Below are 26,013 nucleotides of genomic sequence, written 5' to 3' on the forward strand. Positions count from 1 at the left end.
GTTCTAACCCGAAACGCCACTCACGACCACCTGCACCCCGCGTCAGCCCAAGGTGCCGCCGACCTTGACGTGGCCCTTCAGCAGGTTGCGCGCGATGGTCCGGCGCTGGATCTCGTCGGTGCCCTCGTAGATCCGCAGCAGCCGCAGTTCGCGATACCAGCGCTCGACCGGCAGTTCCCGCGTGTAGCCCATCCCCCCGTGGATCTGCAGGACGCGGTCGACGATCTCGTTCGCCTTCACGCCGCCGTACAGCTTCGCCATCGACTGCGCGTGCCGCGAGTCCAGCTTCTGGTCGACCTGCCAGGCGGCGTGCAGCACCAGCCAGCGCAGGGCCTCCAGCTCGGTGCCGGAATCCGCGATCATCCACTGGATGGCCTGGCGCTCGGCGATCTTCTGCCCGAACGTCTCCCGCGTGTTCGCGTGCTCGATGGCCATGGAGATCAGCCGCTCGCAGGAGCCGATCGCGCGGGCGGGCAGCAGGTAACGGCCGGCGCCGATCCACTGCATCGCCAGGTCGAAACCGTGGCCGAGCTCGCCGAGGATCTGCGTCTCCGGCACGCGGACGTCCTCGAAGACCAGCGACGCCGGGCCCCATTCGCCCATGGTGTCGATGTACTCCGACTTCCAGCCGGCGTCGCGGTCGACGAGGAAGCAGGTGACGCCGCCGTTCGCGCCCTTCTCGGGGTCGGTGATCGCGAAGACCATCACGAAGTCGGCCTCGTTACCGCCGGTGATGAAGGTCTTCTCGCCGTTGATGATCCAGTCGGTGCCGTCCTTGCGGGCGGAGGTCCGGATGGCCTTGGCGTCCGAACCCGCACCCGGTTCGGTGATCGCGAAACACGACTTGCGCTCGCCCGAGATCGTCGGGAGCAGGTAGCGCTCCTTCTGCTCGTCGTTGGCGTAGTACAGGATGTTGTCCGCGGCGCCGCCGAAGCGGAACGGCACGAACGTGCGGCCGAGTTCGGCCTCCAGCAGCGCGGTCATCACCGCGGACAGGCCCATGCCGCCGTACTCCTCGGGCGTCTGCACCCCCCAGAAGCCGGATTCCTTGGCCTTCAGCTGCAGCTCGCGCAGCTCGTCGCCGGTCAGGCCGGGCTGACCGGCGCGTTCGCGGCGCAGCACCTCCTGCTCACGCGGCATGAGGTCGCGCTGGACGAACGTGCGGACCCAGTCGCGCACCTCGCGTTCCTCGACGCTCAGAGAGAAATCCATGGTCAGCCCGCTCCTGTTCGACAGTGACTAAGCGCTCGCTTAGCTCAAGCGTACCGCTTCGGTTGTCGATCGCCGAGGAGTTGTCATAAGTTTTCGCAACCTGTCCCCACCTCGTCGAAGGGCACCCATGAGCACGGCAGCACCCGCGGCGAAGCGGGATCGCACTCATTACCTCTACATAGCCGTCATCGCGGCGGTGGCCCTCGGCATCGCCGTCGGCATCCTGTTCCCCGAGGTCGGCAAGGAACTGAAGCCGCTCGGGACCGGGTTCGTGAACCTGATCAAGATGATGATCTCGCCGATCATCTTCTGCACGATCGCGCTCGGCGTCGGCTCGGTGGCGAAGGCCGCGAAGGTCGGCCGCGTCGGCGGGCTCGCGCTCGGCTACTTCCTGACCATGTCGACGGTCGCGCTGGTCATCGGCCTGGTCGTCGGCAACATCCTCCAGCCGGGCACCGGGCTGCACCTGACCCCCGAGATCGCCGAAAAGGGACAGGACCAGATCGCCAAGAGCGAGGGCACCGTCGACTTCCTGCTCGGGATCATCCCGAAGACGCTGGTCTCGGCGTTCACCGAAGGCGAGGTGCTGCAGACGCTGCTGGTCGCGCTGCTCGCCGGGTTCGCGCTGCAGAAACTGGGCACGAAGGGCGAGCCGATCCGCCGCGGTATCGAGCATATCCAGCGGCTCGTGTTCCGGATCCTGGCGATGATCATGTGGGCGGCCCCGGTCGGCGCGTTCGGCGCGATCGCCGCCGTCGTCGGCGAGACCGGCTGGAAGGCGCTGCAGAGTCTCGCGGTGATCATGCTCGGCTTCTACATCACCTGCGCGTTGTTCGTGTTCGTGGTGCTCGGGCTGATCCTCGGCCTGTTCGCCAGGGTCAACATCTTCAAGCTGCTGAAGTACCTCGGCCGTGAGTTCCTGCTGATCCTGTCGACGTCGTCGTCGGAGTCGGCGCTGCCGCGGCTGATCGCGAAGATGGAGCACGCGGGCGTCTCCAAACCGGTCGTCGGCATCACCGTGCCGACCGGGTACTCGTTCAACCTCGACGGCACGGCCATCTACCTGACGATGGCGTCCATCTTCATCGCGGACGCGCTCGACAAACCGCTGACCATCGGTGAGCAGATCTCCTTGCTGGTGTTCATGATCATCGCGTCGAAGGGCGCGGCCGGGGTCACCGGCGCGGGGCTCGCGACGCTGGCGGGTGGGTTGTCGTCGCACCGGCCGGAGCTGGTGGACGGCGTCGGGTTCATCGTCGGTATCGACCGGTTCATGTCCGAGGCCCGCGCGCTGACGAACTTCGCGGGCAACGCCGTCGCGACCGTGCTGATCGGCACTTGGACCAACGAAGTCGACCGCGAGCAGCTGGACCGGACGCTGGACGGCCGATCGCCGTTCGACGAGGCGACGCTGCTCGACGAAAACGCGAGTGATGCCAGTGTCGAATCGGGTAGAAAGGAGACGTGATCGAATGCGCGGTCCGCTGGTCGGAGCCCCTGCCCGCCGAACCCCGGTTCCTGGCCCTGCTCGACGAGCTGGAGCAGGGCCGGTACGGAAACTACCGCCAGGACATCGACAAACGCCGGTTCCTGACCGGCAGGGTCCTGGCGAAGACGGTCGCCGCCGAGCGGCTCGGCATGGCCGTCGAGGACGTGAGCTTCGACGCGACCTGTGACGACTGCGGCAAACCGCACGGGCGCCCCAGGGTCCCCGGTGCGCCGCTGATGCTGTCGATCTCGCATTCCGGCGACCTCATCGGCGTCGCGGCCACCGCGGGGACGCCGGTCGGCCTCGACGTCGAGACGGCCACCAGGCGGGCCGAGGACTCGCTCATGGAGTACGCGCTGACCCCCACGGAGCTGGCCGCGATCTCCGGGCTGTCCGACGACGAACGCGCGACGGCGTTCTTCACCTACTGGACGCGCAAGGAAGCCGTCATGAAGGCCACCGGGAAGGGCCTCAAGATCCCGCTGCAGAGCATCACGTTCTCCGGCCACGGCGAGCAGGCGCGGCTGGTGCGGTCGAGCCATCAGGCCCTCGACCCGGAACGCACCCGGCTCGCGGATCTGAAGGCGGCCGAGGGCTACCGGGCGGCCGTCGCGCTGCTGACGTCGGACGACATCTCGGTCACCGAAGCCTTCGCGACCCTCTGACCCGGACCGCATTCAGAGGACTGAACGCGTCAGATCTCCAGGCCCATGGCGGCCAGCAGCGTGCGGAACTTCGCCGACGTCTCGTCGAGCTCGGTCCGCGGGTCGGAAGCGGGCACGATGCCGCCGCCGGCGTACAGCCGCATGGAGGTGTCGGCGATCTCCGCGCACCGGATCCCGACAGCCCATTCGCCGTCCCCGGCCGCGTCGACCCAGCCGACGGCACCCGCGTAGTACTCGCGGTCGAACGGCTCCAGCTCCTGGACCAGCGAGCGCGCGGCCCCGGTCGGCGTGCCGCAGACGGCGGGAGTGGGATGCAGGGCGGCGGCGAGGTCCAGCGCGGTGACGTCCTGGTCGATCAGCTCGCCGGTGACCGTGGTCGAGAGATGCCAGATCGCCGGGGTCGAGACGAGTTCCGGGCCGCGGACGTCGAGGGTGCGGCAGAACGGCCGCAGGATCTCGACGACGGACTCCACCACGACGGCGTGTTCGACGTGGTCCTTTTCGGACGCCAGCAGCGCCTCACCGTTCGCCTTGTCGATCGCCGGGTCCGCGGACCGGGGCATCGACCCGGCATGCGGCCGGGACACCACGGCACCGCCGGTGCGGGAGAGCAGGAGTTCGGGAGTGGCGCCGACCAGCGTGCGCCCGCCGGGCAGCTGCGCGGCGTAGGTGGTGTGCCGGGGGTTCCCGTTCGCCAGGTTCCGGACGACGTCGGCGACCGGGACGGCTTCGTCGAAGTCGAGATCGAGCGCACGGGCCAGGACGACTTTGCGCAGGTCACGGTCGCTCAACGCGGTGACGGCCGCGCGGACGGCGGCCAGATGCGCCTCGGGTTCGGGCACGGGGGTGACCTTGACCGGCTGGGGAAGCGCGGTACGCGGCAGGACGGCCGCGTGGTCGGAAGACGCGCGATGGATCGCACGGGGCAGGACCAGATGCCCCGGCATCGAGGTGGTGTCGAAGGGCAGCACACCGACCGCGATCGACGCGCCCGAGTCGGTGAACAGCCCGGGGAGCACCCCGGACAGCCGCGACGGCTCGGTCTCGGTCGCGGTGGCCACGACCCCGCTCGCGAGGAGCGCGTGCCGTGCCGTGGCCAGGAGGAAGTCGCCCCGCTCGTAGCGGGCGGCGAGGTCTGCCGGGGTCGCCGGTGCGGTACTGGTCGTCACCCCACCAGCGTCCCAGGCTCCGGCTGAGACCAGGGGAAAGTGTTGCCCGGGCAACAGCCTCTCAGGCAACACCTTCCCCGGGACAGCCCGTGACCTGGGCGGTGTCTCTCAAAAGCGCGCTGCCGGATTTCCGCAGCCGGGCCGTGGCAACGGCTGGTCACTCGCCCAGCCATGTCAGCGGCCCGCCTCCGCGATATCCGAGGCTTCCGGCCGAGAGAGACGCGCCCGCGTTACTTCAGCGCCTCGAGAAGGGCCTCGCGCTGCCGCTCGCCCAGGCCGGCGGCACGCCGGTCCGGGTCGATCCCGGCCTGTTCCAGCAGGGCGGCGACCTTGACCGCGCCCAGGCCGGGCACGGCCTTCAGCAGCTGCGTGACCTTCGTCTTGCCGATGGTCTTGTTCTCCTTGGCCTGCTTGAGCACCTTGTCGATGCTCTCCTTGCCGGACTTGATCGACGCAAGCAGCTCGGAGCGCGCTTTGCGAGCCTCAGCCGCCTTGGCGAGGGCATCGGCGCGCTGCTCCGGAGTCAACGTGGGCAGAGCCAACGTAGTAGTCCTTTCATCTCAGGTCTCCGCTTTCGCGGCCGACGGCCTTTAAACCATGCTTGCAAGAGCAAGCGCTGGCCAGCCGTCTCTGTACCACGGCTCCAGTAAACGCCACCCGTTCCTCGGCCGTGAAACCGACACGCACTTATTACCCCTCGACCACGCCGCGGGCAACCCGCCCCAGCCTGCGGAAACACGCCGTTCGAGCGGCGATTCGCCCGCGTTCATCACCCTTATGAGCGATGTCATCACTTCGCACAGTCGGCCATTTTTCGTTTCATGGCAGGAAAAATACGAATTATTGATGATCTTGATCCGAACTGGCGAACACCCGTTAGCGCGACACTGTGACCGAACGGTTGCCTGCGATGTTACTGACCGGTTCACCCCTCCCGGATTAGAGTCGGCGCAACCCCAGTTCACCGGAGAACGAGCACCACGGGAGTACGCGATGTTGAGCACGATGCAGGACGGGCAGCTGTCACTGGGCAGGCTGCTCCGCCACGGCACCACGGTGCACTCCGAAAGCGAAGTCATCACCTGGACCGGTTCAGAAGCCCGTCGCGAAACCTACGGCGAGCTCGGCAGGCACGCCGCGCGCCTGGCCAACGCCCTCCGGAGCCTCGGCGTCACCGGCGACCAGCGCGTCGGCACCTTCATGTGGAACAACGCGGAGCACATGGCCGCGTACCTGGCCATCCCGGCGATGGGCGCGGTACTGCACACGCTGAACATCCGGCTGTTCCCCGAGCAGCTCGTCTTCGTCGCCAACCACGCCGAGGACCAGGTCGTCATCGTCGACGGCACGCTGGTCCCGCTGCTGGCCAAGCAGCTGCCCGAGCTGAAGACCGTGCGTCACGTCATCGTGGCCAACGGCGACGCCTCCAGCCTCCCGGCGCCCGACGGCGTCCAGGTGCACTCCTACGCCGAGCTGCTGTCCGGCCAGCCGGACAGCTTCGACTGGCCCGAAGTGGACGAGCGGTCGGCCGCCGCGATGTGTTACACGTCGGGCACCACGGGTGACCCGAAGGGCGTCGCGTACTCCCACCGGTCGATCTGGCTGCACTCCATGCAGGTCACGATGTCCGACAGCATGCGGCTGGCCCAGCACGACAAGGCACTCGCGATCGTCCCGATGTTCCACGCGATGGCGTGGGGCATGCCGTACGCGGCGATGATGGTCGGCGCCTCGCTGCTGATGCCGGATCGCTTCCTCCAGCCCGCGCCCATCGCCCAGATGCTCGATGCCGAGAAGCCGACCTTCGCCGGCGCCGTCCCGACGATCTGGCAGGGCCTGCTCTCCCACCTCGACGCGAACCCTCAGGACATCTCGCATCTGCGCGAGGTCGTCGTCGGCGGCTCGGCGGCGCCGCCGTCGCTGATGCACGCGTTCGAGGACCGCTACGGCGTGCCGATCCTGCACGCCTGGGGCATGACCGAGACGTCGCCACTGGGCAGCGTCGCGCGTCCGCCCGCCGCCGCGACCGGCGAGAAGGCGTGGGAGTACCGCTACACCCAGGGCCGGTTCCCGGCGTCCGTCAGCGCCAGGCTGATCGGCGACAACGGCGAGGAACTGCCGTGGGACAACGAAAGTGTCGGCGAGCTGGAAGTGCAGGGCCCGTGGATCGCGGCGTCGTACTACAGCGGCACGAGCGGTGACGAGCCCGACCCGGAGAAGTTCCACGACGGCTGGCTGCGCACCGGCGACGTCGGCAGGATCAGCCCGGACGGCTATCTCACGCTGACCGACCGCGCGAAGGACGTCATCAAGTCCGGCGGCGAGTGGATCTCGTCGGTGGAGCTGGAGAACCAGGTGATGGCGCATCCCGCGGTGGCCGAGGCGGCCGTGGTCGGCATTCCCGACGAGAAGTGGGACGAGCGCCCGCTGGTCGCCGTCGTCCTCAAGGAGGGCCAGAGCGCCACGGCCGAGGAACTGCGCGAGTTCTTGTCCGACAAGGTCGCGAAGTGGCAGCTTCCGGAGAATTGGACCTTTGTGGACGAAGTCCCGAAGACCAGTGTCGGCAAGTTCGACAAGAAGCGGCTGCGGGCGTTCCACTCCGAAGGCAAACTCGACATCAGTCAGCTCTAACGGGTTAATCTCCCGCGCGCCTGCCCTTCCGTGAAGGCCATCTTGAGGGACGCTGGTCCCCGAAGGTGGCCTTCACGGCTTTCGGCGAAGGGTTTGTTGGTGCGCAAGACAAACAGGCGAACGTTCCTGGCACTGGCGGGGACGACCCTGCTCTCCGCCTGCGGGTCCAACACCGTCCGAACAGGAAACCCGCCACCTTCGACGGCCTACTCCGCCGGGGTGACCAAGCCGAAACCGAAACCGGTGGACCTCGCGCAGTGGTACCACCCGTATCCCGAGGCCGGGGTCCAGGAAGCCGTCACGCGTTACGCGGCCGCGTACCAGAAGTCCAAGGTCGCGGTGCAGTGGAATCCCGACGACTACGAGACGAAACTGAACGCCGCGCTGCAGGCAGGCCCGGTCCCCGACATCTTCGAAGGCCAGGTCACCGTCGATCGCGTCCGGCAAAACCTCCTCGTCCCACTGGACGACGTGATCGGGCCCGTACGCGGGGATTTCAACCCTTCGGTACTGGCGGCGCGGACGGTCGACGGCAAGGTCTACGGGATCCCACAGGCACTCGACACCCAGGTCCTCTTCTACCGCAAGAGTTTCCTGCAGGAGGCCGGGGTCCAGCCGCCGCAGACACTGGACGAACTCGTCGACGCGGCGAAGAAACTGTCCAAGGACGGCGTGAAAGGACTGTTCGCCGGGAACGACGCGGGCGCGGCGGCGCTCGCCGGGCCGCTGCTGTGGTCGGCCGGGCTCGACTACGTCAAGGACGGGAAATCCGTCGGCTTCGACGATCCGCGCGCCGCCACGGTGTTCGCGAAACTCCACGAGCTCAACGGTTCATTGCTGCTGGGCGCTTCGACGGACTGGGCCGATCCGCTCCCGTTCATCGACGGGCTCACGGCCATGCAGTGGACCTGGCTGTGGAACCTGCCGAAGATCCAGGACACCGTGAAGGACGACTTCGGCGTCCTGGCCTTCCCCCGGCTCGACGCGGCGGGCGCACCGTCCGTCCCGGTCAGCGGATTGAGCGCGATGGTGCATTCCAAGAGCCTGAACCCCAACGCCGCCAAGGACTTCGTCAAGTGGCTGTGGCTGGAGCGCACCGACTTCCAGCAGGAGTTCGCCACCAGGTTCGGATTCCATCTGCCCGCACGACTGAGCGTGCTCGACAAGGTCGCCGCGGCGGCCGACGCCGCGAAGCTGGTCAAGGAGAACGGCCGCGCCGCCGGTCCACTGTGGACACCGACGGCGAACACCGCGCTCGTCGACGCGCTGGGCCGGATCGCCCGCGACGGCGCCGACCCGGTCGCCGAGACCAAGGCCGCCGTCGAGGCCGTCAAAGCCGAACTGGGTCGCCTGGCGGCCTAAGCCGTCGCGAATGCAGGTCCCTATTCCCACACACCACTCACCCTCGGTGACACTTCAGCCGCCAGTGCTCACCTTCAGTCCCCGGAGACGCCCCAGATCGCCAGCTCCACCGCGACGTCGTTCTCGTACAGCAGCGCGCAGTTCGCGCTCCACCGCGGGCGCCGCTCGTACGGCAGCCGCCCCGCCTTGTCGAGTTCGTCGAAGTCGGCGACGGACGGCTCCTCGGTACCGAAGGCGGCCACGAGTTCGGCGTCGGTCAGTGGCCGGATCGTGCCGAAGTCGTCCTCACCCGTGGCGCTGATGAACTCGTGGACGTCCAGCACTGAGTGGGTCCCGGACTCCTGGACGCTCTCCACCTCGTACAGCTCGTCGATCGAGTCCGGACGGCCGAGTTCGTCCTCCTCCCAGAGGTAGTCGCCCTCCTCGAAGACGCGTGCCTTCATCGCGTCCAGCGCCGCTTCCGGATCGCCGTCGAACCGGCCGCGGACGGACCAAGCCGAAGCACCCACCCGGCCACCTCCCACGCTCGCCAAGCGGCCAGCGTAACCAGCCCGCTTGGCTGCCCCGGCATTCCACCGAACGTGACAAATTTTCGCATTACCCTTTTCTGGCGTTCACCTCACGGCTAACGTCTTGCGGCATCGTCCTTCCGCGACATCCATCCGCGACGACTGGGGGCACCGCCATGTCCGTCATCTCGAGGCGCACCTTCACCGCGGCGGGCGCCGCCGGCGTCGGCCTGCTGCTGTGCACGCCGACCGCCAACGCGCTCGACCGGGCGCTGGCGCGCACCACGACCCGCGCGGTGCGCACCGCGGGCACCACGCTCGAAGCCGCGGCGGCCCCGCTGAAAACCGGTCCGGGCTATACGCGGCTGACCGCGGGCCCCGGCTGGCCGCTCGTCGTCCGCGGCGATCTGGCCGCGCCGAAGTCCGGCCGCGACGACCGGCGCCGCGCGATGGCCTCCTTCGCGCAGTTCACCGACCTGCACTTCACCGACGCCGAGAGCCCGGCGCGGTTCGAGTACCTGCACCCGTTCGTCGGCTCGGCGCACCGGCCGCAGGAAACCCTCGGCCCCGTCGCGACGACGGCGCTGGTGGAGCGGGTGAACAGCCTGAAGACCGGCCCGTTCACCGGACGGCCGATCGACTTCATGGTCACCACCGGCGACAACACCGACAACCACGAGCTCATCGAGCTCGAATGGTTCCTGAAGGTGCTCAACGGCGGCACGGTGAACCCGACCTCGGGCGACCCGAACATGCACGAAGGCGTCCAGACGTCCGGGTCCTCGCACTACTGGAACCCCGGCAAGACGCTGGACGACGCGTACACGAAGAAGGGTTTCCCGCAGTTGCCCGGCCTGCTCGACGCGGCCTCGAACACCTTCACGTCGCCCGGCCTCGACGTCCCGTGGTTCTGCACCTTCGGCAACCATGACGACAGCATCGTCGGCACGGTGCCGGATCTGCCGGGGATGGACGCCTGGTACACCGGCCGCTTCAAGGTGATCGGCAAGGACGAGACGACGTCGCGGAAGCTCGCCAAGGCGATCGGGTCCGGCTCCGGCGTCCCGGTCACGGAGCTGTTCGGCGGCTCGGGCACGATCCGCGAGATCACCCCGGACGAGCGACGGCGGCCGTTCAGCACCGCGGAGTTCGTGCGGCACCACCTCGACTCCGCCAACACCGGGCCCGGCCCGGTCGGCCACGGGTTCAGCGAGAACAACGCCGACGGGCGGAACGTGTACTACACCTTCCGCATCGCGCCGGGGATCACCGGGATCAGCCTCGACACCACGACGATGGCCGGGCTGGCCGACGGATCGATCGGACTCGGGCAGTTCACCTGGGTGGAGAACACGCTCAAGCGCAACAGCTCGACGTACTACGACTTCTTCGGGCGCAAGGTCACGCAGAACGTGACGGACGAGCTGTTCATCCTGTTCAGCCACCACACCAGCGACACCATGGGCAACGTGCTGCCGGACGCACGGCACCCACTGGAGATCCGGCTCAACGGCGACACGTTCGTCTCGCTGCTGCACCGGTTCCCGAACGTGCTGGCGTGGGTCAACGGGCACACGCACCACAACAAGATCACCCCGCACGCCGGCAAGACCGCGAAGCAGAGCTTCTGGGAGATCAACACCGCTTCGCATATCGACTTCCCGCAGCACGCGCGGATCATCGAGGTCGCCGACAACGCCGACGGCACATTGTCGCTGTTCACGACCCTGATCGAGGCGGAGGCCCCGTACGAGGCGGCGTACTCGGACACCTCGACGCAAGCGCTTGCGTCGCTGTACCGGGAGTTCTCGTACAACGACATCCACGCCTCGCTTTCCGCCGTCGGCACCGCCCAAGACCAGAACACGGAACTGCTGCTGCCGAACCCGCTCGCCTGAGTTACGCCTTCGATCACGCGAGTTCGCCGCCTGATCACGTGAGTTACGCCCTCGATCACGCGAGTCCCGTCCGCCGCCACGGCCGAACGACGTGACTCATGTGCTTGAAGGCGTAACTCGCGTGATCAGGGGCGTAACTCGTGCGATCGGGGGTAACTGTTTACATACCTCGCGTGACCGGCGAAAATCCCTTCCCTACTGGGTGGACACGAGGGATGGAGCGGGGATGCGCATACGAGGCCTGGTCACGCTGCTGACGATCGCGACGATGACCGCGGTGACGGCACAAACGGCGGAGGCCGGTCCCGGCCGCCCGGACGACGAAGCGATCGACTACCACGAATGGTCCGGTCACCACGGTTTCCGTGACGGCAGGCTCGAAGGGCTCGGTGTCGACCACGGCGCGCTGCGCATCGACCGCCCGATCGGCACGATCGAGCACACCGAACCCACGCTCGGCACCACGAAGACCTACGAATACGGCCAGTGGACGTCGGGGAGCCACACGCAGGGCTTCGACGCCTCCCAGCTGGTCGCCTCGTGGAACGCGAAGACGCCGGCCAAGACGTGGATCAAGGTCGAGGCGAAGGGCCGCACCGCCACGGGCACGGAGACGTCGTGGTACGTCATGGGCCGGTGGGCCAGCGGGGACGCCGACATCAAACGCACCAGCGTCGACGGTCAGAGCGACACCAACGCCGCGGTCGACGTCGACACGCTGGTCATGAAGGCCGGTGTCGCGCTCCGCTCGTACCAGCTGCGGGTCAGCCTGTACCGCGAAGCCGGTTCCCGTGCCACGCCGTCGGTGACGTCGGTCGGCGCGATGACGTCGCTGGTCCCGGACCGCTTCGAGGTCAAGGCGACCAAGCCGGGCCGCGCCACCGGCATCGAGCTCAAGGTGCCCGCCTACGCACAGAACCTCCACAAAGGACAGTTCCCGGAGTACGGCGGGGGAGGCGAGAACTGGTGCAGCCCCACGTCCACCGAGATGGTCGCCGAGTACTGGGGCAAACGGCCCAAGCCCGAGGACATGAAGTGGATCCCGGAGGGTTACGTCGATCCGACCGTCGCGTACGCCGCCCGCCACACGTTCGACTACGCCTACGACGGAACAGGCAACTGGCCGTTCAACACCGCGTACGCCGCTTCACTCGGACTGCGTGGGCACATCACCCGTTTGCACTCCTTGAACGAACTCGAGAACTACATCGCGCGCGGCATCCCGGTGATCACCTCGCAGTCGTTCAAGGCCGAGGAACTCGACGGCGCCGGCTACGGCACCGCCGGGCACATCATGGTCGTCGTCGGCTTCACGAAGGACGGTGACGTGATCGCGAACGACCCGGCCGCGAACAGCAACGACCGGGTCCGGAACGTCTACAAACGACACCAGTTCGAGACGATCTGGCAGCGCACCAAGCGGTACAACACGAATGGCGGCGTTTCCAGCGGTCCTGGCGGAATCGCGTACATCATCACGCCTGGGCACTGAATCGGTACCGCACCCGAGCGGATGTCGCGATCCCGGCCGCCCCCGTGGCAAGCTACGGAGTCGACTACTCGGAGGTGCGCATGCCGTACGAGGTCCAAGGCGTCGTTTCCCGCGCCAAGGGTGAGCCGGTCTCGCTGGAGTCCGTGACGGTGCCCGATCCCGGGCCCGGCGAGGCCGTCGTCTCGGTCAAGGCGTGCGGTGTCTGCCATACCGACCTGCACTACCGCGAGGGCGGGATCAACGACGAGTTCCCGTTCCTGCTCGGCCACGAGGCCGCGGGTTTCGTGGAGGCCGTCGGCGACGGCGTCACCGACCTCGAACCGGGCGACTACGTGATCCTGAACTGGCGCGCGGTCTGCGGCACCTGCCGGGCCTGCCGCCGGGGCAAGCCCTGGTACTGCTTCTCGACGTTCAACGCCGCCCGGCCGATGACGCTGGCCGACGGCACCGCCCTGTCGCCCGCGCTCGGCGTCGGTGCCTTCCTGGAGAAGACGCTGGTCCACAGTGGACAATGCACGAAGGTCGACCCCGCAGCCGAACCGGCCGTCGCCGGTCTGCTCGGCTGCGGGGTGATGGCCGGTCTCGGCGCGGCGCTGAACACCGGCGCCGTGAGCCGCGGCGATTCCGTCGCGGTCATCGGCTGCGGCGGGGTCGGTGACGCCGCGATCGCCGGGGCGAACCTGGCCGGCGCCAAGACCATCGTCGCCGTCGACACCGACGACCGGAAACTCGCCTGGGCCAAGGACTTCGGCGCCACGCACACGCTGAACAGCAAGGGGCTGAGCGAAGAGCAGGTCGTCGAGGCGATCCGGGAGTTCACCGATTCGTTCGGCGCGGACGTCGTGATCGACGCGGTCGGCAGGCCCGAAACGTGGCGGCAGGCGTTCTACGGCCGCGATCTGGCGGGCACGGTCGTGCTCGTCGGCGTCCCGACCCCGGACCTGCGGCTGGATCTGCCGCTGATCGACTTCTTCTCGCGCGGCGGCTCGCTCAAGTCGTCGTGGTACGGCGATTGCCTGCCCTCCCGCGATTTCCCGATGCTGATCGACCTCTATCTCCAGGGCAGGCTTCCGCTCGACAAGTTCGTCACCGAGCGGATCGCCCTCGACGGCGTCGAGCAGGCCTTCGAGCGCATGCACCACGGCGACGTCCTCCGCAGCGTGGTGACGTGGTGAAACTCTTCACCGACGCCGATTTCCCGGCCGATCCGTATCCGGGAGCGCGGCCGGGGCATTCGTTCGTCCACTTCGACGGCGCCGGGCACAGTCTCGACACCGCGCCGGAAGGCTGGCGCGAACGCCAGGCCGTGCTCGCCTACGGCTCGAACGCGTGCCCGTCCAAGATCACCTGGTTGCGGGAGAACATGGGCTTGGAAGGCCCGGTCGTCGTCTGCCACGCGCGCTGCACCGACCTCGCCGCGGTCTGGGCGTCCGGCCTGCGGTTCCGTGATGGGCAGCGGCCCGCGACGCTGGCCGCCGCGCCGGGCGTCGTCGAGGAGCACTCCGTCTGGTTCGCGACGCCGGAGCAGCTCGCCGTCCTCGATCGCTGTGAGGGCAAAGGGCAGCGCTACAACCTCGTGCGGCTGACCGCCCCGGCCATCACCCTCGACGACGGTACCGTGCTCGACGACGTCGTGGCGTACGTCGGCGCCGCGGACATCCGCCTGCCGATCCTGGTGGACGGCAGGCATATCCGCGTCGCCGACCTCGAACAGCGCCGGGCCGCGGCACTGGAAGGCATCCCGGCCGAAACGCACGGTCTGGACTGCACGCTGGTCGAGGCCGGGACGCTGCTCAGACAATCGGGTGGTGAACCCGCGTCCGCGATCGACGTCGGCAGGGCGAGACTTGATCGTCCAGCTCACGAAGGTGCCGAAGGCGCCCTGCCACCGCGATAGCGGGGCCGTCGGCCGGGTGGGTTCACGCGTCGAGTCACTCTCCGAAAAGTCCTCAGCTCCGCGTCGGCTCAGAGGAGCTTCCCTGGATTGAGGATCCCGGTCGGGTCGACGGTCTTCTTCGCCGCCCGCAACACTTCGACGCCGATCTCGCCGATCTCCGCCGCCAGATAGCGCGCGTGGTCGACGCCGACGGCGTGGTGATGCGAGATCGTGCCGATCCCGGTGATCGCCTCCGACGCCGCCGCCTTCGCCCGCTGCCATTGGCCGACCGGGTCGGCCTCGTCGCGGGCGGTGAGCACGGTGAAGTACAGCGACGCGCCCGTTTCGTACGCGTGAGAAACGTGGCACATGATGATGGCGTTGCCGAGCGTCGCGGTGAGCGCGGCACGGACGGCGTCACGCAGGTCGCTCAGTTCCGTCCAGTACGCGGCGGTTTCGAGGGTTTCGACGCAGACACCGTTGTCCATCAAGGCATCCCGTTGCCGAGGACCGGAGAACCGGCCGCGACGCCAGGATTCGCCGAGCGCGGCCCCGATGCGAACGGCGCCGAACTCCTCCAGCACACGGGTCGTCTCCTGACGGCGCCGGGCGACTTCGCGCTTCGACGCGCCCTCCCAGCCGACGATCAGCAGGCAGGGCGCGTGCACTCCCCGCGCCTTGAGATACCGGCGCAGCGCCTTGGTCTTCAGGCTGTCGTTGAGCGCCAGCGAAACCTCGCTCTCGTCCACATCGGACAGCCGGGTGACGTCCGCGAGCACGTGCCGCTGGGCGAGTTCGCGGACCGCGTCGGTGCCTTTCTCCCAGCCATCCAGGACATAACCCTCGTAACGGCGCACTTCCGGCACCGGGCGGACCCGGAGCGCGACCTCGGTGATCACCCCGAGCGCGCCTTCGCTGCCGATGGCCAGATGCCGCAGGTCGGGGCCCGCGGCCGACGCCGGCGCGACACCGAGTTTCCATTCCCCGCGCGGCGTCGCGAGCCGGACACCCGAAACCATGTCCTCGAACCGGCCGTAGCCCGACGAAGCCTGCCCGGCGGATCGGGTGGCGGCGAATCCGCCGATGGTGGCCCGTTCGTAGGACTGGGGCACGTGCCCGAGGGTTAAACCGTGCGCGGCGAGCAGGCGGTCCGCCTCCGGGCCGGTGACGCCCGCCTGCAGGACCGCGATCCGGGAGACCGGGTCGACGGAGACCAGGTCGCCGAGCCTGGTGAGGTCGAGCGCGATCACCGCGCTCTTGTCCCCGCGCAGCGCCGCGACCCCGCCGACCACCGACGTCCCGCCGCCGAACGGGACGACGCCGACGTCGTGCCGTGCACAGATTTCCAGTACCGACTGGACTTCGGCGGGATTCTCCGGCAGGACGACGGCGTCCGGGACCGGAAAATCACCGAACCCGCGCCGCCGCACCAGGTCCAGATAGGACAGACCACTGGCCCGCGCGAGTCGTTCCCCCGGCGCCAGCAGGACATGGTCGGCGCCGACGAGTTCCCCGAGGTCTCGTTTCGGCTCTTCGCCCAGCGCCGAATCGGCAACGGACAGCGCGGAATCGGGCGCGAGGGGCGCCGCGGAGCCCAGCGGACCGATACGCTGGACGAGCCACCGCAAGGCCTTCGCCGGAAGGTGGGCCGCGTCACCGCCTTCGGGCGTCCAGGATCGTCTTAACCGGTGGTCAATAAGCTCCGTCACGACTACAGTGTTACATATGGACGTAAAACGTCACTCACCTGCGGAAACAGGCGTTTCGGCGCTGGCGGACACCCGATCCCGCCAGGCCTCCACGCGTGTGTCCGACGACGTTCTGCTCGACGCCGCGAAGAAGTGCGTGCTCGCCGTCGGCGTGCGGCGGACCACCCTCGCCGAGATCGCCCGTACCGCGAAGGTCAGCCGGATGACCGTCTACCGCCGGTTCCCGGACGTGCGCAGCGTGCTCGCGACCCTCATGACCCGTGAATTCGGCGGCCTGCTGCAGGGAGCCGCCGAGCCGGAGGTCGAGCCAGCCAACTTCCGCGAGAAGCTCGTTCAGAGTTCGGCGGCCGCGGTCGCCGCGCTGTCGGGCGACCCGTTGTTCCGCACCCTGCTGGATCTCGACTCCGAACTGGTCCTTCCCTACATCGTCGAGCGGCTGGGCAAGACCCAGCGCTTCGCCGAAGGCGTGATCCTGCACCTGCTGAAGTCGGGCCACGAAGACGGTTCGATCCGCAAGGGCGACCTGCCCTCGCAGGCGCGCACCCTGCTGCTGCTCATCCAGTCCTTCGCGTTCTCCTACCGCCCCGCCACCGCGGACGTGAACGAGAAGGAGCTGATGGCGGAGTTCGCCCACGTGCTCGACGCGGCGTTGCGGCCGTGACGCCGGGCTCGCTCAACGCCCTGCGGCGCGACAGGGAACTCACGGCGCTTGCCGGCGGCGAGCGGGTCGATCTGGTGGTGGCCGGCGGGGGCGTCACCGGCGCGGGGATCGCACTGGACGCGGCCGCGCGCGGGCTCTCGGTGGCCTTGATCGAGGCGTACGACCTGGCGTACGGGACGTCGCGCTGGTCGAGCAAGCTCGTCCACGGCGGCCTCCGGTATCTGGCCAAGGGCGATCTGGCGCTGGCGCACGAAAGCGCCGTCGAACGCGGGATACTGATGACCCGCACCGCCCCGCATCTCACCAGGGCGATCCCGCAGCTGTTCCCGATGTACCGCAAGACCTCCCGCGGCCAGCAGGCCTTCATCATGACCGGTCTCGTCGCCGGTGACGGCCTCCGCCGCGCGGCCGGGACCCCGGCGTCGGTGCTGCCGCGGCCGAGGTCGATCCCGGCCGCGGAGGCGCTGGCGCTCGCACCCGGCCTGTCCCCGAGAGGTCTGCGCGGCGCGCTGCTGGCCTACGACGGCGCGCTGACCGACGACGCGCGTCTGGTCGTGAACCTTGCCCGCACGGCGGCGTCACGCGGCGCGAAGATCCTGACGAAGGTCGAAGCGCTCCGGCTCGACGGGGAATCGGTGCTGGCCAGGGACAGGCTCACCGGGCAGGAGATCGAGATCCACGCCCGCCAGGTGATCAACGCGACCGGCGTCTGGGCGGGCGAACTGGCGGAATCGGTACGGCTGCGACCTTCCCGGGGTTCGCATCTGATCCTGGCTTCGGGTGCGGCACCGATCGGCGCGACGTCGGTCAACGTGCCCGTCCCCGGCGAGAACAACCGCTTCGTCTTCCTGCTGCCGCAACCGGACGGCCACGTGTTCGTCGGGGTCACCGACGAACCGACCGACGGGCCGGTCCCGCGGGTGCCGTCGGTGCCGGAGTCCGATGTGGACTTCCTGCTCGAAGTGGCGTCGACGGCGTTCACCCGCCCGCTGACGCGTGCCGACGTCGCCGGCTCGTTCGCCGGGCTGCGGCCGCTGGTCGAAGGCGGCGGCGGAAGGAGCGCGGACCTCTCGCGCAAGCACGCCGTCGTGACCGGCGCGGACGGCGTGCTCACCGTCGTGGGCGGCAAGCTGACGACGTACCGGAAGATGGCCGAGGACGCCGTCGACGCGGCGCTGAACCGGTCCGGGCTCCTCGCCGGGCCGTCGACCACGTCCCGGCTCCCACTGCTCGGCGCGACACCACGCGACCGTCTGTCTACTGTGGACGCTCCGTCGCGGCTGGTCGCGAAGTACGGCACCGAAGCACCGCGGGTCGCGGCACTCGGCGAGGTCGATCCGGAACTGGGCCAGCCCCTGTTCGACGGGACCGAGATCAGCGCGGCGGAAGTCGTCTGGGCCGTGCGGCACGAGGGCGCTCTCGACGTCGAGGACGTCCTGGAGCGCCGCACCCGGCTCAGCCTGGTCACCCCGGACGCCGAGGCCGCCCGCGGCCGCGTCCAGGACCTTGTCGACAAATCGCTCGCCGGTCTCTCCTGACGCCCTTCCGCATTTAGTCCTGGATGCGGTGAAGTGCGCCACAAACTTGACGCTTCGTTGGGTTTTTGCAACAGTATGTTCCATGAGTCCGGTCAGACGCGGCAAAGAGCTGCCGATCTACAACCGGCTTCCCGTGCTCCGGGCGGAGCGCGGACTGAGCAGGGCCGCCCTCGCGGCGGCCGTCGAGGTCAATCCGCAGACCATCGGCGCGCTCGAACGGGGGGACCACTATCCGAGCCTGGACCTGGCGTTCCGCATCTGCGCGGTGTTCGACCTCCCGGTCGAGGCCGTGTTCAGCCGCGAACCGTTCACGCCACTGTCCACTCAGGTCTACCGGGAGGGGGGAGCATGAGTGAAGGGCGCGGCCGGCTCGCGGCGTACTGGGAGCGCCAGCAGGAACGGCTGGACGAACTGGAACGCAAGCGAGCGCTGAGGCTGCCGGCCTGGCGTACGAGGAAGCGGCGGCGGACGTTGAGCGTGCTGGTGGTGGCGGGCGATCTGATGCTGATCGGCGGAGCCGTCTTCTACCAGACAGGCCAGACGGAAGCCTTCCTCGTGGGCTGGCTCGGCGGAGGCGTCGTGGCGGGCGGCGCGCAGTACCTGCTTCGCATCCTCACCGGCAAGATGAGCGGCGGTTTCTCGATGCGGCTCGACGAGCGCGAGCGGGAGATGCGTCACCGCGTGACCTACGTCAGCTACCAGATCCTGGTGACGATGATGCTGTTCGCGGTGGTGTACAGCCTCCTGGTCCCCGGCCCCAAGGGCGGTGGCGCGATGATGGCCTGTGCGCTGCTGGTCGCCGGCACCACGGTGCCCGTCGTCATCCTCGGCTGGTCGCTGCCGGACGACGATCCGGAAGATTTCGAGGGGGTGCCTCCGGTATGACCGGGGACAAGAAACGGTACAGGTTGTCCATCGGCGTGGTCGCCGTCGTGCTGGTGGCGGGTGGGGTCCTCGCCGGCGCGGGCCGGGCGGTCCTGGTGTACCGGGCCACCTCGGTGATGAGCAACGTCGAGCTGGACGGGCTGATCCAGCGGAACCGCACGGTTTCCGGCGTCCATCGGGGATTCACGGCGCTGGTGCGGTATTTCGAAGAGGGGAAGTGGAAATGAGCGAGGGGAAGCTGGAGATCGACCGGATCTCCAAGAAGTACGGCGCGAAGGTCGCGCTGGACGAGGTGAGCTTCGAGGTCCAGCCCGGTGAGCTGTTCGGGTTCGTCGGCAGCAACGGCGCGGGCAAGACCACCACGATGCGGATCGTGCTCGGGGTGCTCGCGGCCGACTCCGGCCAGGTGCGCTTCGGCGGCGCCCCGATCACCCACGAGACCCGCACCCATATCGGGTACATGCCGGAGGAACGCGGGCTGTACCCGAAGATGAAGGTGCTGGAGCAGCTGGTCTATCTCGCCGAACTGCACGGGATGTCGGCCAACGACGCCCACCGCAGCGCCGAGAACTGGATCGCCCGCCTCGGGCTGACCGAACGGCGCAAGGACGAGGTCCAGAAGCTGAGCCTCGGCAACCAGCAGCGCGTGCAGCTCGCCGCGGCGCTGGTGCACGATCCGAAGGTGCTGGTGCTGGACGAGCCGTTCTCCGGCCTCGACCCGCTGGCCGTGGACGTGATGAGCGGCGTGCTGCGCGAGAAGGCCGCGACCGGCGTGCCGGTGGTGTTCTCCAGCCACCAGCTGGATCTGGTCGAGCGGCTGTGCGACCGGGTCGGCATCATCCGAAGTGGACGGATGGTCGCCTCCGGCACCGTCGCCGAGCTGACGGCCGGCGCGGGCAACGGTCTCGTCGTCACCGCGCCCGATGCCGCGCCCGGCTGGGCATCGTCCGTTCCCGGTGTCCGAACGGTCGAGCAGAGCGGCCCGACGACGATCCTCGAACTGGAGGCCGGCGCCGACGATCAGGCCGTGCTCGCCGCGGCGCTGGCCACCGGCCCGGTCACCGAGTTCACCAAACGCAGGCGTTCGCTGACCGAGCTCTTCCGCGACGCGGTCGCCGAGAAGCCGGCGGCACAGGGAGTTTCCGCATGAACACCGTATCTTCGTGGCGCGCGGTCTGGCTCATCGCCAAACGCGAGCTGAACACCCGGCTGCGCACCAGGTCCTTCGTGGTCGGCACCGCCGTGCTGCTGGTCATGCTGATGGGCTACGTCCTGCTGCAGTCCACGCTGATCAGCAACGAGGACAAGAGCAAGGTCGGGCTCACCGGCCAGACCGCCGGGATCGCGCAGCAGCTCAAGACCGCGGGCGAAGCGATCGGCGAAAAGATCGAGACCGTCACCGTCGCCGATCCGGCGCAGGGCCGGTCGCAGGTCGAGAACGGCGACCTGGACGCGTTGCTGTCCGGCAACGCCACCGAGCTGAAGGTGCTCGTCAAGTCCGAATTGGACACCAAGCTGCGCACCCTGCTGAACGGCGTGTCCCAGCAGGAAGTGCTGAACGGCATCCTTTCCGAGGCCCAGAAGTCGCCGGACGAGGTGATGCGGACGGTCCACCAGACCCAGGTCGAGGTGGACTCGATCAAACCGCCGGACCCCGAGAAGGCGCAGCGGATGGTGATCGGGCTGATCGTGGCGGTGCTGCTGTACATGAGCATCGTGACCTACGGGACGCTGGTCGCGCAGGGTGTGGTCGAGGAGAAGTCCAGCCGGGTGGTGGAGATCCTGCTGTCCACGGTCCGGCCGTGGCATCTGTTGCTGGGCAAGGTGATCGGGCTCGGCCTGGTCGGGCTGACACAGCTGGTGATCATCGGCGGTGCCGGGTTGATAGTCGCGTCGGCGACCAACGTGCTGACGCTGTCCGGGGTCGCGACGAGCGCGCTGCTGTGGGGTGTGGTCTGGTACCTGCTCGGGTTCCTGCTGTACGCCACCGTCTACGGCGCGATGGGTTCGCTGGTCTCGCGGCAGGAGGACACCCAATCGGTGATCGGCCCGGTCAACATCGTGCTGATCCTCGGCTTCGTCGTCGGGTTCAACCTGCTGGCCCAGGCACCGGAGGGCACCGGCACGAAGGTGCTCTCCCTGGTGCCGCTGCTTTCCCCGGTACTGATGCCCGCCAGGATCGCCGCCGGGACCGTGGAGGTGTGGGAGATCGCGCTGTCGCTGGGCCTGACCGTGGGTGCCATCGCCCTGTTCACCTGGCTGGGCGCGCGGATCTACCAGAACAGCGTCCTGCGGGTCGGCAGCCGGATCAAGCTTTCGGAAGCGCTGAAGGGCTAACCTTTGATGGCGCCGTAGCGCTCCAAGGCGACCTGCCGTTCGTGCGCGTGGTCGACCATCGGTGCCGGATAGTTCTCGACGTTCTCCGGTTTGTGCACGGCTTTGCCTTGCACAGACCGGAGTTCGGGGACGTAGCGGCGGACGTAGTCGCCAGACGGGTCGAACTTCTCCCCCTGCGTTGTCGGGTTGAAGATCCGGAAGTACGGCGCGGCGTCGGTGCCGCTGCCCGCGACCCACTGCCAGTTCAGCTGGTTCGACGCGAGATCGCCGTCGACCAGATACCGCATGAAATGCCGCGCGCCGAGCCACCACGGCAGATGCAGATCCTTGACCAGGAAGCTCGCCACGATCATCCGGACACGGTTGTGCATCCAGCCCTCGGCGAGCAGCTGCCGCATCCCGGCGTCGACGATGGGGAACCCGGTGCGCCCCTCGCACCACCGCCGGAATGCCTCGTCGTCGCTCTCGTATTCCATGGCGTCGAACCGGGAATCGTAGTTCTTCCGTGCGGTTTCGGGGCGGTGCCACAGAACGTCCGCGTGGAACTCGCGCCAGGCGAGCTCGCCGCGCAACGCCTTCGCGCCGGATCCCTCGTTCCCGGCGAGATCCGCCAGCAGAGTGCGCGGGTGGACGCAACCCCAGCGCAGATACGGCGAAAGCCTTGTCGTACCAGGACGATCCGGCCGGTCACGATCCTCGTCGTAGGTCTCGACGCCGCCGTCCAGGAACTCGTGCCAGCGTTCCAGCGCCGCCTGCTCACCGGGCTCCGGCAGCTCCATTCCCTTGAGCGACGGGGACTTCGGGAGCCTGACCGATCGCGGCGGCTCCACCCAGTCCACTATGGACTTTCCCGTGTCCGCGGGCCGTGGCCAGCCATGACGCACCCACGCGCGGTGGAACGGGGTGAACACGCGATAGGGGTCGCCGTCGGGTTTGACGACCCGGCCCGGCGTGATCGCGTACGAAGAACCTGTCTCGACCCAGGCGATGTCGTTCTCCGCCAACGCCTTCTTGACCTCGTCGTCGCGGCGGCGGCCGTACGGGCCGGTGTCCGCGCTGACGTGCACCGCCGCCGCGCCGACCTCGCGCGCGGCCTTGACGACCTGCTCGGCCGGGTGGCCTTTGACGAGCATCAGCCGTCCGCCGAGCTGATCGTCCAGCGCCTTCAGGCAGCCGTGCAGGAACGCGACGCGCGGGGCACCGGAGGGGTTGAGGAGCGCGTCGTCGAGGACGTACAGCGCGAGGACGTGCTTGCTGTGCTTCGAGGCTTCCAGCAGGGCGGCGTGGTCGCCGAGGCGGAGATCGCGACGGAACCACAGCACTACCGGGGCTTCTCTGGTCACCCCGGAAACCCTAAGCGCGCTTCCGTGCCCTCGCACGCCCGGATGCCATGAAAGGTCCTTTCCTTGCAAATTTCGCAAGGAAAGGACCTTTCATGGCGCTTGCCGGAGGGGGATCAGCGCTCCGAGATGGGCGCGTAGTCCCGCGACGCGTAGCCGGTGTAGATCTGCCGCGGGCGGCCGATCTTGGTGGCCGGGTCCTGGATCATCTCGCGCCAGTGCGCGATCCAGCCCGGCAGGCGGCCGAGCGCGAACAGCACGGTGAAGTACTTCGTCGGGAAGCCGAGCGCCCGGTAGATCAGACCGGTGTAGAAGTCGACGTTCGGGTACAGCTTCCGCTCGATGAAGTAGTCGTCCGAGAGCGCGGTCTCTTCCAGCTTCTTCGCGATGTCGAGCAGCTGGTCGCCGCCCTTGAGCTTGGAGAGGATCTCGTCCGCGGTGTTCTTGATGATCTTCGCGCGCGGGTCGTAGTTCTTGTAGACCCGGTGCCCGAAGCCCATCAGGCGGACACCCTTTTCCTTGTTCTTCACGCGGGTGACGAAGTTCGCGACGTCGCCGCCCTCGGCCTGGATGCCCTCCAGCATGTCAAGGACCGCGCTGTTGGCGCCACCGTGCAGCGGGCCGAAGAGCGCGTTGATCCCGGCCGAGATCGAGGCGAACAGGTTCGCCTCGGAGGAGCCGACGAGGCGCACGGTCGAGGTCGAGCAGTTCTGCTCGTGGTCGGCGTGCAGGATGAACAGCAGGTCGAGCGCCTTGGCGACGTCCGGGTCGACCTCGTAGGGCTCGGCGGGGAACCCGAAGGTCATCCGCAGGAAGTTCTCGACCAGGCCGAGCGAGTTGTCCGGGTACAGCAGCGGCTGGCCGACGGACTTCTTGTACGCGTACGCGGCCAGGGTCGGGACCTTGGCCAGCAGCCGGATGGTGGACAGCTCCACGTTCGGTTCGTCGAACGGGTTGAGCGAGTCCTGGTAGAACGTCGACAGCGCGGATACGGCGCTGGATAGCACCGGCATCGGGTGCGCGTCGCGCGGGAAGCCGCTGAAGAAGGCCTTGAGGTCCTCGTGCAGCAGGGTGTGGCGCTGGATCTTCTCGGTGAACTCGGACAGCTGCGTCTGCGTGGGCAGCTCGCCGTAGATGAGCAGGTACGAGACCTCGATGAAGGTCGACTTCTCGGCCAGCTGTTCGATCGGGTACCCGCGGTAGCGCAGGATGCCGGCGTCACCGTCGATGTAGGTGATGGCCGACGACGCGGCACCGGTGTTCACGAACCCCGGGTCGTGGGTGATGTACCCGGTCGTCGCCAGCAGCTTCCCCAGCTCGATCCCAGGCGCGCCCTCGACCGGGTGGATCACCTTGAACTCGTGCTCGCCGTTGGGCAGGCGCAGCGTCGCGGTCTCGCCGGACTGCCCCGCAGCCGTCGTCGCGTCGGACATGTAAGTCCCTCTCACGTTCAGCACGGGCCGGCGGCGCCTGTAGGTTCCACAGGTACGCCCTCTTTCACGCGCGTGACCCACGGCCTCGCTGCACACCGCCCCGCTGGGGTATGAATTCCCCTCTACGCTAGTCGAGAATGGGGTCGATGCGCAGCGGGTGAGTTGCTCACAACAGCCCCTTTGGGACCAGGTTCACACGGCGGATGCCATATCGCCCGCCGTCGGCGGTTCCGCCCCGCTCCGCGAGACGGTGATCGACGCCGCTTTCGCCGCGAATTCGAGCGCCGTACGCCAGCCGTCCGCGTCGAGAGTGGACAAGTCACGCACCCCGTTCGAGTACAGCCACGCCAGCAGGGCTCCCTGCACGGTGTCACCGGCGCCGATGGTGTCGACGACGTCGACCCGGCGTGACGGGACCTGCGCGATTTCGCCCGCTCGTGTGATGACGGACAACCCCTGCGCGCCCCGGGTGAGCACGACGGCATCGACTCCGCAAGAGGTCCAGACCTTTGCCGCGTCGACCGGGTCGGCACCCTCGGCGAGCCATTCCGTGTCGTCGTCGGAGATCTTGAGCAGGCGGATATGCGGCAGCCAGGACTCGAACCTCGCCCGGTACGCCGCCGGATCGACGATCAGCGCCGCACGGATGTTCGGATCGAGCACGGTCAGGACGCCGCGGCCGGATTCGCGGCGCAACACGGTTTCGTAGGTGCTCGCGCCCGGCTCCAGGACCATGCCGAGGGTGCCGAGCGAGAGCGCCGTCACATCCTCCGGCAGCGGGCCGGGATCGGCGACCAGCCGGTCCGCGGTGCCCTCGGTGTAGAAGGTGTACCGCGCGGAACCCTTCTCGTCGAGCGCGACCACCGCGAGTGTCGTCGGCTCTTTTCCCCGCTGCAGCAAGGCGGTGTCGACACCGGAGGCGTGCAGCCGGTCCACCAGCGCGACGCCGAAGCGGTCTTCGGAGACGCGCGAGAGGAAGCCCGTCGGGACGCCGAGCCGCCCGGCGGCGAGCGCGACGTTGTAGGGACCACCACCCATCCGGGGCAGCAGCGCGCGCAACCCACCGTCCACAGTGGAATCCAACGGTGCACCGGGAACGAGGTCGACCAGCGCCTCTCCACCTACGACGATCACGGGCGCGATGCTAGCCGAGTCGGCGGCGGGATCACCAGAATTGTCAGTTCAGGACATTTTTTGTCGCGATACCGCCGAGCAAAAGCTCCGACAAAGCGGTGAACGCTTCGGCGTCGGTCACCCCGGTGCGCTGACCGACGACACCGGTCTGGATTCCCTCGATGATCAGCCCCGCCATTTCCGCGATCAGCCGCGCGTGCACCTCGCGGAAAACACCGTCGGTGACGCCGCGATCGATGAACGACCGGATCCGGCCTGCCGCGACCCGGCTGTTGAGCTGATAAGCGTCCCGCGCCGGCGCGAATTCGGCGATGTCGGTCATGAAAGCGGCCGAAGCGCGATTCAGGTACTCGGAGATCCCTGCCAGGTACTCCCCGAGGATCTTGCGGGCGTCGTCGATCCCGGCGATCCGCTCTTCCAGCAGCTCGGCGGCACCCTTGAAAAAGTGGGTGACGACCTTGACCGCGAGCTGCTCCTTGCTGGGCGCGAGCGCGTAGAGGGTCGACTTCGAACAGCGGAGCCTGGCGGCCAGGTCGTCCAGCGTGAACTGGGAGAACCCTTCGGCGAGGAAGACCGCTTCAAGCTCCGAGAGCAGCGCTCTCTGACGCGCGGTCGGCTGGCGGCGCGAGGTCATCGGATCACTATCCCCTACGCGAACGGTGTCCCCCCAGCG

At 68.3% G+C, this 26,013-nt stretch carries 24 protein-coding genes; 15 read left to right on the plus strand and 9 right to left on the minus strand.

Annotated features, from left to right (window positions below):
* Positions 1-42: 42 nt before the first annotated feature.
* Positions 43-1,212, minus strand: a complete 1,170-nt coding sequence (locus ACFVM3_RS26730; protein WP_378442732.1) for an acyl-CoA dehydrogenase family protein — start codon at positions 1,210-1,212, stop codon at positions 43-45.
* A 127-nt stretch (positions 1,213-1,339) separates the two neighbouring features.
* Here ACFVM3_RS26730 and ACFVM3_RS26735 point away from each other — a divergent pair, with 127 nt between their 5' ends.
* Both ACFVM3_RS26735 and ACFVM3_RS26740 read left to right on the plus strand, forming a co-directional pair.
* Positions 1,340-2,680, plus strand: coding sequence for a cation:dicarboxylate symporter family transporter (locus ACFVM3_RS26735; protein WP_378442733.1), 1,341 nt, complete (start codon positions 1,340-1,342; stop codon positions 2,678-2,680).
* Positions 2,677-3,366, plus strand: a complete 690-nt coding sequence (locus tag ACFVM3_RS26740; RefSeq protein WP_378442734.1) for a 4'-phosphopantetheinyl transferase family protein — start codon at positions 2,677-2,679, stop codon at positions 3,364-3,366. Before ACFVM3_RS26735 ends, ACFVM3_RS26740 begins: the two co-directional genes overlap by 4 nt.
* Positions 3,367-3,395: 29 nt before the next feature.
* Here ACFVM3_RS26740 and ACFVM3_RS26745 read toward each other — a convergent pair whose 3' ends face one another.
* Both ACFVM3_RS26745 and mihF read right to left on the minus strand, forming a co-directional pair.
* Positions 3,396-4,535 carry an isochorismate synthase gene (locus ACFVM3_RS26745; protein ID WP_378442735.1) on the minus strand — a complete coding sequence of 380 codons (1,140 nt, stop codon included), beginning with the start codon at positions 4,533-4,535 and terminating at the stop codon, positions 3,396-3,398.
* Positions 4,536-4,765: 230 nt separating this feature from the next.
* Positions 4,766-5,077: an integration host factor, actinobacterial type gene (gene mihF, locus ACFVM3_RS26750; protein ID WP_005155963.1), complete on the minus strand. Its 312-nt coding sequence runs from the start codon at positions 5,075-5,077 to the stop codon at positions 4,766-4,768.
* 451 nt (positions 5,078-5,528) lie between these two features.
* Between mihF and ACFVM3_RS26755 the strand changes: the two genes are divergently transcribed.
* Together ACFVM3_RS26755 and ACFVM3_RS26760 are read left to right on the plus strand one after the other, a co-directional pair.
* Positions 5,529-7,166 (plus strand): long-chain fatty acid--CoA ligase, encoded by a 1,638-nt coding sequence (locus ACFVM3_RS26755; RefSeq protein WP_378442736.1) that lies wholly within the window; start codon positions 5,529-5,531, stop codon positions 7,164-7,166.
* Between the two features lie 99 nt (positions 7,167-7,265).
* Complete coding sequence (locus ACFVM3_RS26760; protein WP_378442737.1) at positions 7,266-8,528, plus strand: ABC transporter substrate-binding protein; 1,263 nt, start codon at positions 7,266-7,268, stop codon at positions 8,526-8,528.
* Between the two features lie 74 nt (positions 8,529-8,602).
* Here ACFVM3_RS26760 and ACFVM3_RS26765 read toward each other — a convergent pair whose 3' ends face one another.
* Complete coding sequence (locus ACFVM3_RS26765) at positions 8,603-9,037, minus strand: hypothetical protein (protein ID WP_016337460.1); 435 nt, start codon at positions 9,035-9,037, stop codon at positions 8,603-8,605.
* A gap of 176 nt (positions 9,038-9,213) precedes the next feature.
* On the opposite strand from ACFVM3_RS26765, the gene ACFVM3_RS26770 reads away from it, so the two are divergent.
* From ACFVM3_RS26770 to ACFVM3_RS26785, 4 genes are all read left to right on the plus strand, one after another.
* The gene (locus ACFVM3_RS26770; protein WP_378442738.1) at positions 9,214-10,935 is read left to right on the plus strand and encodes a TIGR03767 family metallophosphoesterase; all 1,722 of its coding nucleotides are present in this window, start codon (positions 9,214-9,216) and stop codon (positions 10,933-10,935) included.
* A 226-nt stretch (positions 10,936-11,161) separates the two neighbouring features.
* A complete protein-coding gene (locus ACFVM3_RS26775; RefSeq protein ID WP_378442739.1) occupies positions 11,162-12,427 on the plus strand; it encodes a C39 family peptidase in 1,266 nt (421 codons plus the stop codon).
* A gap of 80 nt (positions 12,428-12,507) precedes the next feature.
* The gene (locus ACFVM3_RS26780; RefSeq protein ID WP_378442740.1) at positions 12,508-13,602 is read left to right on the plus strand and encodes an S-(hydroxymethyl)mycothiol dehydrogenase; all 1,095 of its coding nucleotides are present in this window, start codon (positions 12,508-12,510) and stop codon (positions 13,600-13,602) included.
* Positions 13,596-14,324 (plus strand): gamma-glutamylcyclotransferase, encoded by a 729-nt coding sequence (locus tag ACFVM3_RS26785; protein ID WP_378442741.1) that lies wholly within the window; start codon positions 13,596-13,598, stop codon positions 14,322-14,324. Before ACFVM3_RS26780 ends, ACFVM3_RS26785 begins: the two co-directional genes overlap by 7 nt.
* 68 nt (positions 14,325-14,392) lie before the next feature.
* On the opposite strand, the gene ACFVM3_RS26790 is transcribed toward ACFVM3_RS26785, so the two are convergent.
* The gene (locus ACFVM3_RS26790) at positions 14,393-16,012 is read right to left on the minus strand and encodes an FAD-binding oxidoreductase (protein WP_378442742.1); all 1,620 of its coding nucleotides are present in this window, start codon (positions 16,010-16,012) and stop codon (positions 14,393-14,395) included.
* 97 nt (positions 16,013-16,109) lie between these two features.
* On the opposite strand from ACFVM3_RS26790, the gene ACFVM3_RS26795 reads away from it, so the two are divergent.
* The 7 genes from ACFVM3_RS26795 to ACFVM3_RS26825 all read left to right on the plus strand — a co-directional run bounded on the left by ACFVM3_RS26795 (position 16,110) and on the right by ACFVM3_RS26825 (position 21,433).
* Positions 16,110-16,673 carry a TetR/AcrR family transcriptional regulator gene (locus ACFVM3_RS26795; protein ID WP_378442773.1) on the plus strand — a complete coding sequence of 188 codons (564 nt, stop codon included), beginning with the start codon at positions 16,110-16,112 and terminating at the stop codon, positions 16,671-16,673.
* A complete protein-coding gene (locus tag ACFVM3_RS26800) occupies positions 16,670-18,211 on the plus strand; it encodes a glycerol-3-phosphate dehydrogenase/oxidase (protein ID WP_378442743.1) in 1,542 nt (513 codons plus the stop codon). The genes ACFVM3_RS26795 and ACFVM3_RS26800 overlap by 4 nt, the downstream gene beginning before the upstream one ends.
* A gap of 82 nt (positions 18,212-18,293) precedes the next feature.
* Positions 18,294-18,563 carry a helix-turn-helix transcriptional regulator gene (locus ACFVM3_RS26805; protein WP_126730549.1) on the plus strand — a complete coding sequence of 90 codons (270 nt, stop codon included), beginning with the start codon at positions 18,294-18,296 and terminating at the stop codon, positions 18,561-18,563.
* Positions 18,560-19,096 carry a hypothetical protein gene (locus ACFVM3_RS26810; protein ID WP_378442744.1) on the plus strand — a complete coding sequence of 179 codons (537 nt, stop codon included), beginning with the start codon at positions 18,560-18,562 and terminating at the stop codon, positions 19,094-19,096. Before ACFVM3_RS26805 ends, ACFVM3_RS26810 begins: the two co-directional genes overlap by 4 nt.
* Positions 19,093-19,323, plus strand: coding sequence for a hypothetical protein (locus tag ACFVM3_RS26815; protein ID WP_378442745.1), 231 nt, complete (start codon positions 19,093-19,095; stop codon positions 19,321-19,323). The genes ACFVM3_RS26810 and ACFVM3_RS26815 overlap by 4 nt, the downstream gene beginning before the upstream one ends.
* Entirely contained in the window at positions 19,320-20,246 is a 927-nt protein-coding gene (locus ACFVM3_RS26820) for an ABC transporter ATP-binding protein (protein WP_378442746.1), read from the plus strand. The genes ACFVM3_RS26815 and ACFVM3_RS26820 overlap by 4 nt, the downstream gene beginning before the upstream one ends.
* Positions 20,243-21,433 carry an ABC transporter permease gene (locus ACFVM3_RS26825; protein ID WP_378442747.1) on the plus strand — a complete coding sequence of 397 codons (1,191 nt, stop codon included), beginning with the start codon at positions 20,243-20,245 and terminating at the stop codon, positions 21,431-21,433. Before ACFVM3_RS26820 ends, ACFVM3_RS26825 begins: the two co-directional genes overlap by 4 nt.
* Here the strand turns inward: ACFVM3_RS26825 and ACFVM3_RS26830 are convergent.
* From ACFVM3_RS26830 to ACFVM3_RS26845, 4 genes are all read right to left on the minus strand, one after another.
* On the minus strand, positions 21,430-22,776 hold the full coding sequence (locus tag ACFVM3_RS26830; RefSeq protein WP_378442748.1) for a cryptochrome/photolyase family protein: 1,347 nt from the start codon (positions 22,774-22,776) through the stop codon (positions 21,430-21,432). The two genes, ACFVM3_RS26825 and ACFVM3_RS26830, sit on opposite strands and share 4 nt — an antisense overlap.
* Before the next feature lie 113 nt (positions 22,777-22,889).
* Entirely contained in the window at positions 22,890-24,206 is a 1,317-nt protein-coding gene (locus ACFVM3_RS26835; protein WP_007033295.1) for a citrate synthase, read from the minus strand.
* A gap of 192 nt (positions 24,207-24,398) precedes the next feature.
* On the minus strand, positions 24,399-25,340 hold the full coding sequence (locus ACFVM3_RS26840; RefSeq protein ID WP_378442749.1) for a carbohydrate kinase: 942 nt from the start codon (positions 25,338-25,340) through the stop codon (positions 24,399-24,401).
* 43 nt (positions 25,341-25,383) lie between these two features.
* Positions 25,384-25,974 carry a TetR/AcrR family transcriptional regulator gene (locus ACFVM3_RS26845; RefSeq protein ID WP_378442750.1) on the minus strand — a complete coding sequence of 197 codons (591 nt, stop codon included), beginning with the start codon at positions 25,972-25,974 and terminating at the stop codon, positions 25,384-25,386.
* Between the last annotated feature and the right edge of the window lie 39 nt (positions 25,975-26,013).

This window comes from Amycolatopsis sp. NPDC057786 (genome assembly GCF_042797905.1).
Taxonomy (GTDB): Bacteria; Actinomycetota; Actinomycetes; order Mycobacteriales; family Pseudonocardiaceae; genus Amycolatopsis.